The 17,465-nt window shown below is 60.6% G+C and carries 14 protein-coding genes; 11 read left to right on the plus strand and 3 right to left on the minus strand.

Features of this window, described 5'->3' with window-relative positions; all coding sequences use genetic code 11:
• Positions 1 to 48: 48 nt before the first annotated feature.
• Entirely contained in the window at positions 49 to 1,539 is a 1,491-nt protein-coding gene (locus tag DWX25_RS06280) for a glycerol kinase GlpK (RefSeq protein ID WP_117798866.1), read from the plus strand.
• 264 nt (positions 1,540 to 1,803) lie between these two features.
• On the opposite strand, the gene DWX25_RS06285 is transcribed toward DWX25_RS06280, so the two are convergent.
• Positions 1,804 to 2,658, minus strand: a complete 855-nt coding sequence (locus tag DWX25_RS06285; RefSeq protein ID WP_147335812.1) for a MurR/RpiR family transcriptional regulator — start codon at positions 2,656 to 2,658, stop codon at positions 1,804 to 1,806.
• A gap of 189 nt (positions 2,659 to 2,847) precedes the next feature.
• Here DWX25_RS06285 and DWX25_RS06290 point away from each other — a divergent pair, with 189 nt between their 5' ends.
• The 4 genes from DWX25_RS06290 to DWX25_RS06305 all read left to right on the plus strand — a co-directional run bounded on the left by DWX25_RS06290 (position 2,848) and on the right by DWX25_RS06305 (position 7,786).
• On the plus strand, positions 2,848 to 4,122 hold the full coding sequence (locus tag DWX25_RS06290; protein ID WP_117798868.1) for a glycoside hydrolase family 1 protein: 1,275 nt from the start codon (positions 2,848 to 2,850) through the stop codon (positions 4,120 to 4,122).
• Positions 4,119 to 4,886 carry a ChbG/HpnK family deacetylase gene (locus DWX25_RS06295; RefSeq protein ID WP_117798869.1) on the plus strand — a complete coding sequence of 256 codons (768 nt, stop codon included), beginning with the start codon at positions 4,119 to 4,121 and terminating at the stop codon, positions 4,884 to 4,886. The genes DWX25_RS06290 and DWX25_RS06295 overlap by 4 nt, the downstream gene beginning before the upstream one ends.
• Before the next feature lie 17 nt (positions 4,887 to 4,903).
• Complete coding sequence (locus tag DWX25_RS06300) at positions 4,904 to 6,289, plus strand: glycoside hydrolase family 1 protein (protein WP_117798870.1); 1,386 nt, start codon at positions 4,904 to 4,906, stop codon at positions 6,287 to 6,289.
• A 66-nt stretch (positions 6,290 to 6,355) separates the two neighbouring features.
• The gene (locus DWX25_RS06305; RefSeq protein ID WP_117798871.1) at positions 6,356 to 7,786 is read left to right on the plus strand and encodes a PTS transporter subunit EIIC; all 1,431 of its coding nucleotides are present in this window, start codon (positions 6,356 to 6,358) and stop codon (positions 7,784 to 7,786) included.
• Here DWX25_RS06305 and DWX25_RS09800 read toward each other — a convergent pair.
• On the minus strand, positions 7,768 to 8,316 hold the full coding sequence (locus DWX25_RS09800; RefSeq protein ID WP_117798922.1) for an ATP-binding protein: 549 nt from the start codon (positions 8,314 to 8,316) through the stop codon (positions 7,768 to 7,770). The genes DWX25_RS06305 and DWX25_RS09800 overlap by 19 nt on opposite strands.
• Here DWX25_RS09800 and DWX25_RS06315 point away from each other — a divergent pair.
• The gene (locus DWX25_RS06315; RefSeq protein WP_117798872.1) at positions 8,249 to 8,737 is read left to right on the plus strand and encodes an S-ribosylhomocysteine lyase; all 489 of its coding nucleotides are present in this window, start codon (positions 8,249 to 8,251) and stop codon (positions 8,735 to 8,737) included. The two genes, DWX25_RS09800 and DWX25_RS06315, sit on opposite strands and share 68 nt — an antisense overlap.
• Positions 8,738 to 8,880: 143 nt before the next feature.
• On the plus strand, positions 8,881 to 9,525 hold the full coding sequence (locus tag DWX25_RS06320) for a DUF4867 family protein (RefSeq protein ID WP_117798873.1): 645 nt from the start codon (positions 8,881 to 8,883) through the stop codon (positions 9,523 to 9,525).
• A gap of 116 nt (positions 9,526 to 9,641) precedes the next feature.
• On the opposite strand, the gene DWX25_RS06325 is transcribed toward DWX25_RS06320, so the two are convergent.
• Positions 9,642 to 10,748, minus strand: coding sequence for an ATP-binding protein (locus DWX25_RS06325; protein WP_117798874.1), 1,107 nt, complete (start codon positions 10,746 to 10,748; stop codon positions 9,642 to 9,644).
• A 389-nt stretch (positions 10,749 to 11,137) separates the two neighbouring features.
• Here DWX25_RS06325 and DWX25_RS06330 point away from each other — a divergent pair, with 389 nt between their 5' ends.
• The 4 genes from DWX25_RS06330 to DWX25_RS06345 all read left to right on the plus strand — a co-directional run bounded on the left by DWX25_RS06330 (position 11,138) and on the right by DWX25_RS06345 (position 17,418).
• A complete protein-coding gene (locus tag DWX25_RS06330; protein WP_117798875.1) occupies positions 11,138 to 11,986 on the plus strand; it encodes a PRD domain-containing protein in 849 nt (282 codons plus the stop codon).
• 145 nt (positions 11,987 to 12,131) lie between these two features.
• Positions 12,132 to 13,493 carry a PTS transporter subunit EIIC gene (locus tag DWX25_RS06335; RefSeq protein ID WP_117798876.1) on the plus strand — a complete coding sequence of 454 codons (1,362 nt, stop codon included), beginning with the start codon at positions 12,132 to 12,134 and terminating at the stop codon, positions 13,491 to 13,493.
• Between the two features lie 140 nt (positions 13,494 to 13,633).
• Positions 13,634 to 15,859: a beta-glucosidase BglX gene (bglX, locus tag DWX25_RS06340; protein ID WP_117798877.1), complete on the plus strand. Its 2,226-nt coding sequence runs from the start codon at positions 13,634 to 13,636 to the stop codon at positions 15,857 to 15,859.
• 104 nt (positions 15,860 to 15,963) lie between these two features.
• Positions 15,964 to 17,418 (plus strand): family 43 glycosylhydrolase, encoded by a 1,455-nt coding sequence (locus DWX25_RS06345; RefSeq protein ID WP_117798878.1) that lies wholly within the window; start codon positions 15,964 to 15,966, stop codon positions 17,416 to 17,418.
• The last annotated feature ends 47 nt before the right edge of the window (positions 17,419 to 17,465 follow it).

A 17,465-nucleotide genomic window follows, 5' to 3' on the forward strand; every position in this document is an offset into this window, starting at 1 on the left:
TGACAAAGGGACAGTCCCTTTGTCACATTCATTTTGAAAGGGGTGGCCATGGGCCGCTACATCATCGGAATCGATCAGTCCACGCAGGGCTCCAAGGCGCTGCTGGTGGACGAGGGCGGCCATCTGATTCATCGTGCCGACCGCTCGCATCGCCAGATCGTCAACGAGGCCGGCTGGGTGAGCCATGATCCGGCCGAGATTGCGGCCAACGTGCTGGCCGTGGCGCGTGCTGTGGTGGAGGAGACCGGGGTCGACCCGGCCGATATCGCTGGCATCGGCATTTCCAACCAGCGCGAGACCACCGTTGCCTGGAACCGCACGACGGGCGAGCCGCTGTGCGACGCCGTGGTGTGGCAGTGCGCCCGTGCCCGCGAGCTGTGCGACGAACTGGCCGCGCGCGAAGGCGTGGCCGAGTTGGTGCGCGACACGACGGGCCTGGTGCTCTCGCCCTACTATCCGGCGGGCAAGATGGCCTGGATTCTCGCAAACGTGCCGGCGGCTGCTAAGGCCGCTGCGGCGGGCGAGCTGTGCCTGGGCACGATTGACGCCTGGGTGGTCTGGACGCTCACGGGCGGCGCCGAGTTTCGTTGCGACTGGTCCAACGCCAGCCGCACGCAGCTCTTCGACCTGCGCCGTGGCTGCTGGAGCGAGCCGGTGTGCGAGGCCTTTGGCATCGATCCGGCCTGCTTGCCGCAGGTGACCGATTCCGACGGCCTGTTCGGCACAACGGACCTGGGCGGCTTTTTGCCGGCCCCCGTGCCGGTGCACGGCGTGCTGGGCGACAGCCATGCGGCCCTGTTTGCGCAAGGCTGCCACAGCCGCGGCATGGCCAAGGCGACCTATGGCACCGGCAGCTCGGTCATGATGAACGTCGGCGACGAGTTTGTCGCCAGCTCGCACGGGCTTTCGAGCTCGCTTGCATGGCGTATGGATGGCGTGACCGAGTATGTGCTCGAGGGCAACGTGAGCTACGCCGGCGCCGTCAAGACCTGGCTGCGCGACGACCTGGAGCTCATCAACAACCCCGAGGAGGTCACCGACCTGTGCTACGCCGCCAATCCGGCGAGCCGCGTCTACTTTGTGCCGGCGTTTACCGGCCTGGGTGCGCCGCACTGGGCAAGTGATGCCGAGGGCTGCGTCTTTGGCATGACGCGCACCACGGGCCGCGCGGAGTTCGTAAAGGCCGCCGATGAGTCGATCGCCTATCAGATCTTCGACGTCATTGATGCGATGGTCGAGGATTCGGGCGCCGCACTGGCCGAGCTTCGTGTTGACGGCGGCCCCACGCGTGACGCGTACCTGATGCAGTTTGAGAGCGACTTGGTCGGCTCGCCCATCCGCATTGCGAGCAATGACGAGATGAGCGGTCTGGGCGCAGCTTGGGCCTGCGGCATTGCGCTGGGCATGTACGCGCGCGATGTCGTTGACGTCTATGGCGCCCGCGGCATCGTGGAGCCCACCATGTCCGTCGACGAGCGCGCCAAAAAGATCGCCGGCTGGCGCCGCGCCGTCGACGCTACAATCGCGTATACCGCCTAGACGGCTGCGCGGCGCCCAAGCACCGCATCTTGCCGTTCAAGCCGTCGCTTGCGTACCAAAGTACGCGGCGCTCCTCTTTCACGGCAACCTGTGGCGCTTGGGCGTCGCTCGCCTTCTGCCGGCTATTCCCCGAATCTCATCTGGCTTTCTGGGACGGGGATTATAAAATCACGGTAGGAGTGCGGCAACCGCCTCGATCAATACCTTTCCATGGCGAAAAGCTCGCGGCTCGCGGGAGGGACGCTGCTTCAATTGTGAGCGACTCTAGCGCCCCGGCATGTCGCCGTACGGGCGATTGGGCGCGCTCGGGAAGGCATCGCTTCCATATTGGAGCAGATACTGCTGAACGACGAGGTCAATTGCCGCGAGCGCCCCGTATTTGCCCGTGTCGTTGGCATTCGACTCGCCGCACTGCATGATGAAGGCGGCCTGATTCCAATATGGGTTCGAGGCGTTTTGCGTGATTGCCAGCACGGAGCACTTGCTATCCCTGATGCTGTTGCAGACATCGACATATCGAATGGGATAGCTGCCCCCAACGCTGCAGATGATCGCCAGGTCCTCGGGCTGGAGGGATTGGGCACATGCAAGCTGGGAGGCTTGATCCAGATACAGGTCCATGACCTTTCCCATAGAAAACAGCTTGTTCTGAAGGTAGCGTCCAGTATCCCAAAGAAAATGATGGGAAAAGAACGCGACTCGGCGGCAATTATGAATTGCATAGGCGATTTTTGGAAGTTCGGCCAGGTTTTTCTCGGAAATGGTCGCGGCGATGTTTTGCTGAGCTTCCCTCGCATATTCAAGAAACGTCGCGTGCGGGTTCGCGGTGAGATTGCAAAAGAAGCGCTGGGAGTAGTCGTAGCTGATGGGATAGTCGACCCCGAGCGCGTCATGCATCTCTTTGAAGCTCTCGTAGCCTAAGAATCGGCAAAAACGCGAGACGGAAGCCTTCGAGACGTAGCACATATCGGCGATCTGCGCGATGGACATGTCCTTGAGCGCGTCGTAGTTTTCCAACATCTTGACGGCTATCTGATAGTTGTTGTCGCGCTGCATGCTGGTGTCTATATAGCTGAGGAGCTTTTCCCCAACAGAGCCCATCGGGTTGGCACAATTCAAGAGTCCACTCCCATCAGACGTTTCAAAACCATTAAATACCAGCGGGTTTCATATCGTGAAACTCATGTCTCCATTCTGTAACATCGGTGTCCAGGATGGAACGCAAAACCCTGTGCATTCGTGTTGTACTCAATGGTAACAGGAGCCGGGCGATTAAGCCCGGATGCGGATACATGAAAGGGAGATTGCATGGCACATCAGTCGACTTCGGTATTTCCCGAGACGTTTCTCTGGGGCGTCGCGACCGCTGCGCACCAGGTTGAAGGCAACAACGTGAACAGCGACACGTGGCTGTTCGAGAATGTTGAGGACACGGCGTTCATGGAGCCTTCTGGCGACGCGATGGACCACTACCATCGTTTCCGCGAGGATATCGCCCTTATCGCATCTCTTGGCCTCACCTCCTATCGTCTGAGTGTCGAGTGGTCGCGCATCGAGCCGGCGCGCGGCTTGTTCTCCAAAGCAGAGCTCGCGCACTATCGCGAAGTGCTCCAGTGCTGCCGTGACAACGGTCTCAAGACGATCGTCACACTCCATCATTTCACGTCGCCGATCTGGCTGCTCGCCCAAGGCGGCTGGGAGTCGCCCGAGACTCCCTCCCTTTTCGCGCGGTACTGCGCGCGTGTGGTCGAGAAGATGGGCGATTTGATGGACTACGCATGCACCATGAACGAGCCAAACCTGGCATGGCTCTTGGCTGATGTCGGGGCCACGTCGCGCAACGCCTCCGATCGCGCTGAGGACCCCATGTTCCGCAGCGTCGCCAAGGCGTTGGGAGTCGAGCCGGCATCCCTGGCCCAATTCCAGTTCGCAGCCACCGAGCGGGCGTTCGATGTGAAGCTCGCCGCTCACAAGGCTGCCGTTGACGCCGTGCATGCAATCCGTCCCGATCTCCCGGCAGGTTGGACGCTCGTGGGAAGTCCCTTTAAGGCGGCTCCCGGTGGCGAGGAGCGCGCCGCAGCTGCCCGCGAGGAGATTCGCGATCGCTTTTACCGTGCTTCCGCAGGCGATGATTTCGTGGGTATCCAGACGTACTCGCGCTCGTGGTACGGCGCGGATGGCCCGGTTGACCCGCCTGCCGGCGTGGAGCTCACCCAGCGCGATGAGGAGTTTTATCCCGAGGCCATCGAGGAGAGCCTGCGAGCTGCTTGGGACCAGTCGGGCACGCCTCTGTTCGTCACCGAAAACGGCATAGCTTCCGAGGACGACGAGCAGAGAGAGCGCTTTTTGGATCGGGCTGTCGCCGGTGTGGGGCGTTGCGTCCGCGACGGTATCCCGGTCTTGGGATACACCTGCTGGTCCGCGTTTGACAATTTCGAGTGGGTTTTCGGGTATGGCCCGAAGTACGGGATCATCTCCGTCGACCGCGAGACACAACGCCGCACCGTAAAGCCAAGCGCTACACACCTGGGAAGCATAGCGCGCTGTAACGGTGCCTGCGTCGAGATCGGTGATGCCCGATGAAGCGCCTGCTGATACGCGCCGACGACCTTGGCTACTCTCGGGGCGTCAACTACGGCATCGTCGATTCGGTCCGCGGCGGACTCGTCGGGTCAGTCGGGGTCATGACCAACATGGAATCCGTGGACCACGGCCTCGAATTGCTCGACGGGCTCGACGTGTGCCTTGGCCAGCACACGAACATCTGCGTCGGCAGGCCGCTTACCGACCCTGCGCTCATTCCGAGTCTCTGTGGACCGGATGGCATGTTCAAGCCGAGCGGGGCGTATCGGGACGCCATGAAGCGGGGAATCGACTTCGTGGTGCTCGATGAGGTCGTCTTGGAGATCGAGGCTCAGTATCGAAAGTTCGTATCGCTTGTGGATAGAGAACCCTCCTACTTTGAGGGTCATGCGGTGGCGAGCCCGGCGTTTTATAAGGGGTTGGAGATCGTGGCGGAGCGCCACGGACTGCCGCTGTTCCCGATGGGCGCGCCGGGGGAAGCGGTCACGTTCAAGAGCACGCGTGTCGCTGCGTACATGCCCACAGATTTTCGCGCCTATGAGATGGATCCGTTCTCGGCGGTGCGCGGCGCCGTCGAGAATGCGAACGACGACGCGTGCACCCTCATGGTGTTCCATCCGGGTTATATCGATGCCTATCTCATGGACCACTCGAGCATGATGACGGCGCGGGCGCGTGAGGCGTCGATGCTTTGCGATCCCGCAACCCGTGAATGGCTGGTGAGTCAGGACATCGCGTTGGTGACATACGACGATCTGAGCTAAGGAGAAAGGTGGCAAGTATGGCAAACAGGTTTCCCGATGGATTCCTATGGGGTGCGTCGACGAGCGCATTTCAGGTAGAGGGCGCCTGGGGGGAGGGCGGCCGAGGCAAGTCGACGACCGATCGCGGCTTCGGCATCCCCGGAATCACAGATGGCAGCGTGGCGTCCGACCACTACCATCGCTGGAAAGAGGATGTCGACCTCATGGCCGAACTCGGACTCAAGACGTACCGCATGAGCTTCTCGTGGTGTCGCATTATGCCCGGTGCGACTTGCGAGCCGAATCCCGAAGCCCTGGCGTTCTACGACGGTCTGATCGATTACCTTCTGGAAAAGGGCATCGAGCCCTTTGTGACGTTGTATCACTTCGAGTGCCCCCAAGCACTCGTCGACGAGTTCGGCGGATGGTTAGATCGCAGGATGATCGATGCCTTCGCCCGCTACGCAGAGGTCTGCTTTAGGCACTTTAAGGGCCGTGTAAAGCTGTGGGCGACTATCAACGAGCAGCTTATCGCGACGGCGTCGTCGGTGAACACCGGGGATACCGAGACCGACCCCAAGAGACATCAGGGCAATACCTATCAGATGAGTTACCACATGTCTCTCGCAGAGCACCGTGCTTTCGAGCTTTTGCACTCAATCGATCCCGAGGCGAAGATCGGGCCGGTCTGTGCCATCCAGGTGACCTATCCGCTCAGCAGCTCGCCTGCAGATGTGATGGCGGCGCTCAATGCCGAGGAGATGGAGCAGTTCTACATGCTCGACATGAGCGTGCGTGGATCGTATTCCCCGTATGCGGCGAGCTATCTCAAGCGCGAGGGGTTCTATCCCGCGGTCGAGCCCGAGGACGATGCGGTCCTGCACGGGTCGACGCCCGATTTCATCGGCATTAACTATTACTCCAGCAGCTGCGTCAAGGAGCGCACCGAGCCCATCGTATTCGGTGGCTTCCCGCCTTGGGGCGCGGGCGACTTCGTCCTCTGCGACAACCCGAGGCTCGAGAAGACCGAGTGGATGCCCAACGGCCTCGACCCCATCGGGCTGTCGATCGGCATGCGCAAGGTGCATGACCGCTACGGCCTGCCCATGATCATCACCGAGAACGGCATGGCTTTGAGCGAGGAGCCCGATGAGTCCGGCGCGATTCACGACGAGCAGCGTATCGCCTATCTCTCCGCGCATATCGCCCAGGTCGGCGAGCTTATCGAGCAGGGTTATCCCATCTTTGGGTATTGTCCGTGGAGCTTTGTCGATGTGGTCTCCAGTCATCAGGGCTTCGCCAAGCGCTATGGCCTTGTATACGTGGATCGCACCGATGACGACATCAGGACTTGCGACCGGATTCGCAAGGACAGCTTCTATTGGTATCAGAAGGTCATCGCGGGCAATCAGCTGCCCGAATAAACGCAGGTTTTCCGGTTGGCGCGAAGTCGCCGATGGGGGATAGAAAGAAACGGGAAAGGAAGTACCATGGCAGATAACAAGCGTATCGCCGAGGATATCCTCAAGGCGGTGGGCGGCCCGAAGAACGTGACTTCGGCGACCCACTGCATGACGAGGCTCCGCCTTGTGCTCAAGGACGAGTCCAGCATCGACGATGACGAAGTCAAGGCCGTTGACGGCGTGATGGGCATTGTCCACGGCGGTCAGCAGTATCAGATCATCGTGGGGACGAACGTGCCCAGGGTGTACGCGGAGTTCTGCTCACTTGCCAACGTCAACGAGCTCGAGGCGGTTGAGGACGCCGAGGCTGCCGCCGCCGACGTCGAGCTTGTCGGCAAGAAGAAGCTTACGCCCATGCAGATCCTGAAGAACGTCGTCGGTTACATGGCGGGATGCATGACCCCGATGATCCCGGTGCTGCTCACGGGCGGTCTCGCAAATGCGATCAATGCCCTGTGCGGTCCGCAGCTCCTGGGCCTGTACCCCGCGGAGAGCGACATCTACGTGCTCTTCGACTTCATCTACGATGCCGCCCTGTACTTCATGCCTATCCTCGCGGGCGTCAACGCGGCGAAGCAACTTGGCATCAACGGTATGCTCGGCGGATTTATCGGCTGCATCCTCATGTCGCCGGATTTCGCCGCAATCATCGCCGAGGGTAAGGCGTTTACCGTCTTCGGCATCCCCTGCAACACGTCTGCCGCCTATGCCCAGACTGTCCTGCCCATCATGATGTCCGTTCCGCTGTTCGCTGTTGTTTATAAGTTTGTCGGTAAGCACATGCCCGACATGCTCTCAACCGTGTTCACGCCCATTTTGAGCCTCCTTGTCACCTCGCCGTTCATCCTGTGCCTGCTCGCCCCCTTCGGTACGATTGTGGGCAACGCCATCAGCGGCGGCCTTGCCTGGTTCGGTATGAATACCGGATTCTTCGGTGTCGGCGTGATCGCCGCCCTTTGGGAGTTCCTCGTCATGAGCGGTATGCATCTGGCCCTTATGATGCCCATGATGGCCTCGTTCTTCGAGACTGGCGAGATGACCGGTGTCATGCTCGCGGGTAGCTTCGCCACGTGGGCATGCTTCGGCGTCGCCCTCGGTGCGGCTCTTCGACTCAAAGGTAAGGCGGAGCGCGGCAACGCCTTCGGCGCCTTCGTATCCGGTATCTTGGGCGGCGTTACCGAGCCTGTGCTCTATGGCATCTGCCTGTCTCACGTGCGCTGTTTCGGCGCCTTGATGGTCGGTAGCTTTGTCGGCGGTGCGTATGCTGGTATCGCCAATCTCACCCAGTACGTCATCACCTCTGCGAACTTCCTGTCCGTCCTGAGCTATGTGGGCGGCACCAACGCCAATTTCATCCAGGGTATTATCGCGAGCCTCATTTCCCTGGTCGTCGCAGCTGTGTGCACGTATCTCTTCGGCTTTAGCAAGAAGGAACTCGATCAGGCAAACGCCAAATAGCATTGAGCCCTTGCTCCTTTAGAGGGAAACTCCATGATTGATGCAGCCTGAAATAGCCCGCGCCTCGCTCTCTCGAGTGGGGCGCGCGTCTTGCCTTCTATCACGCATGCGTGGCCGACGGCTATCGCGAGGTGGGTTTCCCTTCGGCCCGTCTGCCCATGGAACGTGGGGCCCTGCGCTGCCTCGACGAACGACAGCGTTTTCGGGTGGTTCGCGCCATAGCTGTCGGGAAAGGCTGCCTGCGTGAAGTCGTGCCCTTCGAACGACTTCACGCAGGGGAATTTCGCCTTCCTGAACAGCCTTGCGCGCTTGGATTCCTTCCGGACCGCCATCTCATGCTCGATGAGCTCGCTCGTCCCGGGCAGCTTATTTGGGACGGGGCTTTTTTGACTGGTATGATTGGTGCGACCATTCGAACCGGCTAAAAGAGTTCCGTCCCAATGACTATCGAGAGGATCTGCCATGGAGCGCATCGCCAGCTTTTCCGTTGACCATCTGCTGCTTGAGCCCGGCGTGTATGTGAGCCGCATCGACCGCGATCCGGCGACCGGTGCTGCCGTCACCACGTTTGACCTGCGCCTGACCACGCCCAACAAAGAGCCGGTCATGAACACGGCCGAGTGCCATACCATCGAGCACCTGGGCGCGACGTTTCTTCGTAACCATGCCGAGTGGTCGAGCCGCATTGTCTACTTTGGCCCCATGGGTTGCCGCACGGGCTTTTACCTCGTCGTATTTGGCGAAGTGACGAGCGAGGAGATCCTGCCGCTCGTGCGTGAGCTGTTCGAGTTTGTCGCCGACTTTGAGGGCGATGTCCCCGGTGCCGCTCCCGAGGAGTGCGGCAACTACCTGGACCAGAACCTCCCCATGGCCAACTGGCTTGCGCGCCGTTATCTCGACCGCGACCTGGCCGATATCGACGAGAAGCACCTGCACTATCAGCAGGCGTAAGGGCTTTATCGCCCAAAACGCGCGCATTGGGCGCCTTCGCTTATGCGGGGGCGCCTTTTTGTTGAGTGGTCGGGATGGCGTTCAAAATCGCTTATGTTTGTTCTAGAATGTTCGTACTGTCACATAAACGAACAGGAGTGAACATGCATATCTACTCTGTCAACGATCCCGAGTTCAAATCCTATGGCAACGTTTGGGATAACGTTCCGTCCGAGCTCACGTCGCCCGTGCTCGAGGCGCTCTCTGCCACGCCCATTCCCGAGGGCAGCAAGTACGTAGCAAGTGCGCCGGAGCTCGAGGGCGTCAAGGATGCCGACAAACTGGGCTTTCTCATGTTTGGCGGCCGCCCCTTCCAGCTCGGCTGGTGCAACGGCCACAACACACGCCTCAACTGCCTGGAGTATCACCGCGCCAGCGAGTTTAACCTGGGCGCCCGCGACTTTATCCTGCTCGTGGCGCATCGCTGGGAGATCGAGGACGGCAAGCTCGACACCGCGTGCGTCAAGGCGTTCCGCGTGCCGGCGGGTACGGTCGTCGAAGTCTTCAACACCACGCTCCACTACACGCCGTGCATGGTCGACGATGGCGGCTTCCAGGTGATGGTTGCGCTGCCCGCCGGCACCAATGGTCCGCGCCCCGAGGCTGCAGCCGACATGCCTGCCGCCGGTGACAGCTACTGCTACTGGAAGGCCGACAAGTGGGTCCTCTGCCACGCCGACAGCCCCAAGGCAGCCGAAGGCGGCTACGTGGGCCTCGTCGGCAAGAACCTCGACATCGCCGTGGACTAGAATCTTCCGTCTCGATCTGTAACATCTAGCGGGCTAAATCGCCTCTTCCTGTTACAGATTGAGATAAACCGGGCCCAATCCACCTCAAAGGTACCTGCCCCCATTGTGGCGGCTGCCTAGAGCTGGCTGCGCAAGTAGTCAGCCATATATGGAACAGCGAAGCGCACGTAACCGCGGCGCGCCTGTTCGATTACGCCGGCGTCGATGAGGCGCCGGCGATACTTTTGCGCGTAGTCGGGCGTGACTGACATGCGCTCGGCCACATCGGAAATGCGCGACGTGCCGTCTTCGTCGTCGGTCATTGCGGCGAGAAACGCAACATCTTGGTCCGAGAGCGCGGCGAGCGTCGTTTCGCACACATCGTTTTCGAAATCGGCCTTTGACGCTTCGATTGCTCCGTCAACTTGCTTTGGCGTTACGTGTTCTCCTGCCTGGCAATGATTGGCGATGTTGTAGCCGATGAGCTGCAGCATGTAGGGCGAGCCCTGAGTTGCGCGAGCGGCGTCCAGCCGAAGATCGCTTGGGATATCAAGGCCGAGTTCTTCGAAAGCTCGCTGATAGCAGGCATCCACATCTCCGACTGAAAGCGGTTCGAGCGTGACCTTGCGTGCGCGGTTGAGAAATGTCAGTACGCGGTCGTTGAGTGTCGCGGAGACTGCTCCCGGGAGCCCTGCCATAACAAGCGCGACGTTGAGTCCCTCGCCGACGAGCTCTTGATAGGCGGTGACGAGTTGCCTGATTTCGGCTGAATTGGCCTGGAGCTCATCGATGAGGATGAGGATGCCATGTCCTTGCTCGGTCAGTTTGCGCGCCAGCTGCGTGAGCTTGAACTGGAAGCTTTTGGTTTCCTGCACATCGCGCGTGAACTCAAGGCCGGCTGAGAAGCCGAAGACGCTCAGGCTGCCACTCGTGAGTTTAGGAAGATGGCGTTTGTTAGCATAGGGCTCGCCTGCCTCTTGGATTTTTTCAACAATACGCTCGAGCATGTCCTCGGAGGCTACGGTGGGTGTGGCAACAACGAAGCCGAGCTTGCGGGCGCGATCGGCAAGTTCCCACAGGAGAACCGTTTTGCCGCTGCCTCGCTGGCCAAGCATGAGCATGGCACGGTCTCGATTGCCCGGCTCCTGCTCAAGGCCGGAGATGAATGTCGAAATCACGCTCCCACGCCCCACCAGATAGGACGGGCGATTTCCAAATGAGGGGGAGAAGATGGTTTCTGTCATAAGTCTCCTTTCCTTTTTTTCCTATTTTTTCCTTTTTTTCCTATTCGGTCAAATGACCTGCTGCCGAGGGCGGCTACGTAGGCCTCACGGGCAAGAACTTCGACATCACCGTGGACTAGGGTCCTTGTCTCAAACCACCACAAAGGTGCCTGTCCCCTTTGTGGTGCGCCTTTGGTTGCCTTTGCCTGGGGGGGTCAAGGGATGAACGGTAGAAAAACAGGGGCGAACGGTAACTTCTATATAATCACTTTAATAACCCAGCAAAACCTCTATACTGGCAGCTGCACCGCGTTACTCCTCGGGAGGCGCCACGAGCACATGTCATAGCAACCGCCGACTCGAGAGCCGGTGTCGCGAGATGTCCAAGTGGAGCCCAGGGGAGTTTTTTCATGCTGATAACCAAGGCAATAAACAACAACGTTGTCCTTGCGGAGGACGATGCCGGGCGCGAGCTCGTGTTGTTTGGCAAGGGCCTTGGCTTTCGCGGCGCCCCTTCCTATATTGAGGACGAAAGCGCCATCCAGCGGAGCTTCCGCGATATCAGCCCTGAGATGTACGATGCTGTCGCATCGCTTTCGGACGATGTCATCATTATCGCGTCGGGTATCGTGGATATCGCACGCAACGAGCTCAACTGCACGCTCAATCCCAATCTAGTCTTTACGCTCGCCGACCACCTTCAGTTTGCCATCGACCGCGCCCGCAAGGGTGCTTCGATCAAGAACCCGCTCTACGAGGAAGTCCGCCTCGTCTATCCGCGCGAGGCCGAGGTCGGTCGCCGCGGCGTCAAGCTCGTTATGGCTGTGGCTGAGGACGTTGATTTTCCTGAGACCGAGGCCGCTTCGATTGCGCTGCATATCGTCAACGCCGAGATGGTCGATGACGAGAACGCGGGCGCAAAGGGCAACATGGACTTGGTCGTAAAGAGTACCGAGGTCATCGATGCGGTCACCGGGATTATCGAGCGTACGCTTGGCGAGACCATCGACCGCTACTCATATAGCTATGCGCGCTTTGTGACCCATATGCGCTTTCTTATCAGTCGCCTTATCAAGGGTGAGGACGAGGAGACGCGCAATAGCGATCTTTTCAAACGAGCGACCAGCGAGTTTTCAGACGCGTACGCCTGTGCACGCGCAATCGACGAATACATGAGGGCAACCTGCGGCTGGCACTGCACGGACGAAGAGCTGCTCTATCTGATGATGCATATCAACCGGCTCTGCCCGGGACATTGATACGGCGGCCGGGCACCCGTCTAACTGCCCAACTGGCCGGCTTTGCGTCGGCAGACATCGCGGCATCGCCGCGCAACCTGCTGTTAAGCTCCAAGGCGCCGGGGCTGCAGATATCTTTGTAACGAGTGAAACAAGGAGGTTTCACATGGCACGCGATTACGAGGCTCTCGCCCGTACCATCGTTGAACTCGTCGGTGGCGAGGACAACGTCAAGTCCGTCACCCACTGCATTACCCGTTTGCGCTTTACCCTCAACGACGAGAAGAAGGCCCAGACCGAGAAGCTCAACCAGACCGAGGGCGTTATCTCCGTTCTAGTGGCCGCCGGTCAGTACCAGATTGTTATCGGCAATCACGTTACCGACGTGTATGACGCCCTGCCCAAGGTTTCCAACATCCAGCTTGGCGGCGAGGTCGAGGACGAGGCCGGTGGCAGCATCGTCAACCGCGCCATCCAGCTCATCAGCGGCATCTTTATGCCGATGCTTCCCGCCATGTCCGCCGCCGGCCTTCTCAAGGCCTTTGTGATCATGGCCAACTCCTTTGGTTGGCTCGCGGCCGAGTCCACCACCTACCAGCTGCTTTACGCCATCGGCGACGGCGTGTTCTACTTCATGCCGGTCTTCCTTGCCCGCACTGCGGCCAAGAAGTTCAAGTGCAACGACTGGACGGCCACGGCCATCGCCGTTGCGCTGTGCTACCCCACGCTCTCCACGCTCTTTAGCGCCGGCGACCCGGTTGACCTCTTTGGCATCCCGGTAACGCTCATCAGCTACACGAGCTCGGTTATCCCCATCATCTTTGCCGTGTACGCACAGTCCTGGATCGAGAAGGGCCTCAATAAGGTCGTCCCCGATATCCTCAAGGGCTTGATCGTTCCCGTCGTGACCCTCGTCGTGGCCACTGCGCTCACCCTCTACATCATCGGCCCCGTCACCGACTTCATCGGTGGTCTCATCGCTAACGGCCTGGTTTCCCTGCTTGAGGTTGCCCCGCTGCCCGCAGGCTTCCTCATCGGTCTGCTTTGGCCCTGCCTCATCATCTTTGGTATGCACTGGGCCTTTATCCCCATCATCCAGATGAACATCGGTATGCTCGGCTATGACGTCATCCTGCCCATTACCGTCGGCACCAACTTTGCCATGGGTTTCGCGGTCCTTGCCATCTTCCTCAAGACCAAGAACACCGAGCTCAAGGAGCTCGCCGGCGCTGCCGCCATCTCTGCGCTCCTCGCCGGCATCACCGAGCCCGCCATCTACGGCGCCGTCCTCAAGTACAAGCGCCCGTTTGTGATCGCAATCGTCTCTTGCGGCATCTGCGGTGCCATCGCTGCCGCTTTTGGCCTGCACCAGCCCGCGCTCATGACCACCTCGCTCATCACCATCCCGGCCATCATCGGCTCGGTGGGTATGGAGGACGTCATCGCGCTCGCCGTCGCCTCCGTCCTCACCTTTGTGGGCACGCTGACCTTCGGCTTCAACGACGACATGATCCTCGAGAACAACTAGTTCTGGGAAACCGGCGTCTTTGGACGCCGGCGCACGGGGCGCGGCGCCAGATGCGCCCCGTGCGCCCTTATGGGAGGGCGCTGACCCCTACACGAATCCGGCGTCCTCCCATAAGGGCACACAACAGAAACGAGGTAGCCATGAAGCAATCCGAGCTCGTTGAGCTTTTGGGGCGTATGACCCTGCGCGAGAAGATCGGGCAGTTGGTGCAGCTTGACGGTGGGTGCTTTGGCACCGATGCCGTAGCGGTTGGTCCGCGTGCCAAGCTGGGCGTGACGCAAGAAGATGTTGACGTATGCGGCAGCGTGCTCAACGTGTTGGGCGCCGAGGAAGTGCATCGTATCCAAGATGCATATCTTGAGCGCAGCCGTCTTAAGATCCCGCTCGTCTTTATGGCCGATGTGATCTATGGCTATCAAACCTGCTATCCAATCCCCCTGGGCCTGGGAGCCACGTGGGACCCAGAGCTTATCCGCGAGGATTACAAGCTTATTGCCGAAGAGGCCGTGGCCGATGGCTGCATGGTGACCTTTAGCCCGCCGGTGGACGTGGTGCGCGATGCCCGTTGGGGTCGCTGCCTGGAGATGCCGGGCGAGGATCCGTACCTAAGCAGCCGCTTCGCCCGCGCGATGGTCGAGGGCTTTAAGGGTGACGGTACGCCGCAGAAGAGCCTGGCCAGCTGCGTCAAACACTTTGCGGGCTATGGTGCGCCCGAGGCGGGTCGCGAGTACAACACGGTGGATATGAGCGAGTGGCGCCTGCGCAACGAGTACCTGCCTCCGTACCGTGCGGCGGTCGAGGCTGGTTGCGATTTGGTGATGACGAGCTTCAACACCATCGATGGCATCCCCGCCACGGCAAACCGCTGGCTCATGCACGACGTGTTGCGCGACGAGTGGGGCTTTGACGGTCCCATCATCACCGATTACGCGGCGATCGACGAGCTCAGGGCACACGGTGTGGCGGCAAACCGTCGCGAGGCGGCCAAGCTCGCCATGAATGCCACCGTGGACATCGACATGAAGACGCCCTGCTACGCACATGAGCTTGAGGCCCTTATCGAAACGGGTGAGGTTTCGCTCGAGCAGATCGATACCGCCTGCATGCGCGTGCTCGAGCTCAAGAACAGACTCGGTCTGTTTGAGGACCCGTATCGTACGTGCTCGCCCGAGCGCCGTACGGAGGTCACGTGCACGCCGGAGCGTCTTGAGAGCGCGCGTAAAACGTGCGACGAGGCCCTCGTGCTCCTTAAAAACGAAGGCGGGCTGCTACCGCTTACGACCGGGGGCAACGCTCCGCGCGTGGCGCTCATCGGTCCCTATGCCAACAGCCGAGACATCATCGGCATGTGGGCGATTCATGCCGATAAAACTCATTCCGTAACGCTTGCCGAGGCATTTGCCGGGGTATTGGGCGACGACGGCTTTGCGTGGGCCCAAGGCTGTCCCACGCTCGACGACTACAGCGAGCTTGGGGAGTTTGGCAAGATTCCCGCGTTCGGTGCGCCGACGGGCGAGGGCGCGGATCTAGAGACGATGGCTGCCGAGGCGCTCGAGCTGGCCGCATCGAGCGATGTGGTGGTCATGGCGCTCGGAGAACACATGCTGCAGAGCGGTGAGGGCGGAGCGCGTACGGACATTACGATACCGGCTCCGCAGAAGCGCCTGCTCAAGCGCGTGCGCGCGCTCGGCAAGCCTGTGGTGCTCGTGCTCTTTAACGGGCGTCCTCTTGCCCTCACTGACGTGATCGATGATTGCGATGCAATCGTAGAGGCGTGGTTCCCCGGTACGGCTGGTGGGCGTTCGGTAGCCGACGTGCTCTTTGGAACGGTCAATCCGAGCGGCAGGCTCACGGTGAGCTTCCCACATAACGTGGGCCAGGAGCCGCTCTACTATGCGCAGCTCTCCACCGGACGTCCCGCTAAGGCATCAACGCATAGCGGTCGCTTTGTGAGCCGCTATATGGACTGCCCTAACGATGCGATGTTCCCCTTTGGCTACGGCCTCTCGTATCATACGGCGCGCTACGATAACCTGCGCCTGAGTGCGGACGAGCTTACGGCGGACGGTGTCATCGAGGTCTCAATCGACGTGACCAATGAGGGCGATATTGCTGGTACTGAGGTCGTGCAGCTCTATATCCACGACAAGGTGGCAACGCGCGTGCGCCCCATGCTCGAACTGCGTGACTTTGCGCGTGTTGAGCTTGCGCCGCGTGAGCGCCGCACGGTGACGTTTATCCTGCGCGAGGAGGCTCTGCGTTTTTGGACGCCCGAGCACGGCTGGGCAAGCGAGCCCGGCGCGTTTGAGGTCATGGCGGGGCCTAACAGCCGCGACCTGTTGGTGGGGGAGTTCGAGCTCGTCTAGCTGCATTTGCTTAACGAATGGTGCACGCGGTGCGCGGCAGGCGTTCGGTCTTGTCGCCGGCGCCCGTCCGGTACCGCGCCCGATATCGATAGGAGGGGTCTGACATGGCTCATATCGCAACCAATCCGTATCTCCCGGGATGGGAGTATATCCCCGATGGCGAACCGCATGTCTTTGGTGACCGAGTCTACGTGTATGGAAGCCATGACGCACCCGAGGGCACCGCATACTGCCCGGGTGACTACGTGTGCTGGTCAGCCCCGGTGGACGATCTGGGCTCCTGGACGTTTGAGGGGACCATCTGGCGCAAAGAGGATGACCCGGCCAATGTCGATCGAACCGGGTACGGCGCGCCCGATGTGTGCCAGGGTGCCGACGGGCGGTTCTATCTGTATTACTTCACGCTAAGCATGACGAGTGGTTGCATCATGTCGGTCGCCGTGTGCGATGAGCCAGCGGGACGCTACCGCTATCTGGGCCCTATTGCCAAGCCCGACGGCTCGCCGTTTGCGGGCGAGGAGGGCTGGGGCATGCCCTTTGACCCGGCGGTCCTTCCCTGCGGGGACGGGGGCTGCTGGCTCTACTATGGGTTTGGCGCCAAGAAGCCGAGCTCGCGCATGCCCGCATTTTCCATGGAGGGCGGCTACGTGGTGCGGCTCGGCGCCGATATGCGCACGATGGCCGCGGCACCCAAGCATCTGGCTCCGGCAGTGACGCAGGCGGCGGACACGGGTTTTGAAGGGCATGCCTTCTTTGAGGCCTCGAGCATCCGCGTGCTCGACGGGCGCTACTACTTTGTCTACTCGAGCGAAAACGGACATGAGCTCTGCTGGGCCACGATGCCAACGCCGGAAGGTCCGGTAACCTACGGCGGCGTGCTCGTTTCCAACGGCGATGTGGGCCTGCCAGGGCACGAGGCCGAGGACGCCGCTGTGATGGACCTGGGCAACAACCATGGCGGCATGGCGCGCATTGCCGGGCGCGACTACATCTTCTATCACCGTCATACGCACGGTGCGCAGCACGCGCGCCAGGGGTGCGCTGAGCCCATCGAGATTGCTTCCGATGGACATATCGAACAAGTAGAGATAACGAGCTGTGGGCTCAATGGCGGAGCGCTTCCTTGCGGGCGCGCGTACCCGGCGAGTATTTGCTGCTACTTGGTGGGGCCGGCCGGCGCGGTTCACTATTCCGGCAATCTGGAAATCGCCGATAACCATCCGGTGATTACCCAGGAAGTCGATGCGGGCTGTGTGACTTCGGCACGTACCTATGTGGCCAACCTCTGCGATGGAGCGGGCGTGGGCTACAAATACCTGGCGTTTTCCGGTGCGGAGCGCACGGTGGAGCTCGAGGTGCGCGGGGATCTTGCCGGTGTGGTGAGTGTGCGCTTGGACGCGCCGGATGGCGCTGAGTTGACGCGCGTCGAGCTCGTGCCAGGCGAGGGCTGGTGCACGGTGGTCGCATCCCTGACGAAGACCGTTGCCGGTGACCATGCACTCTACCTGGCTATCGAGGGCGTCGGTTCGGTCGATCTCGCCTCGTTTGCCGTCCTTTAACCCATCTCCCATCGGAGGGGCGGGCTCGCACGGACGACAGGTAGGCC

The organism is Collinsella sp. AF18-8LB, from assembly GCF_003459795.1.
Classification (GTDB): Bacteria; Actinomycetota; Coriobacteriia; order Coriobacteriales; family Coriobacteriaceae; genus Collinsella.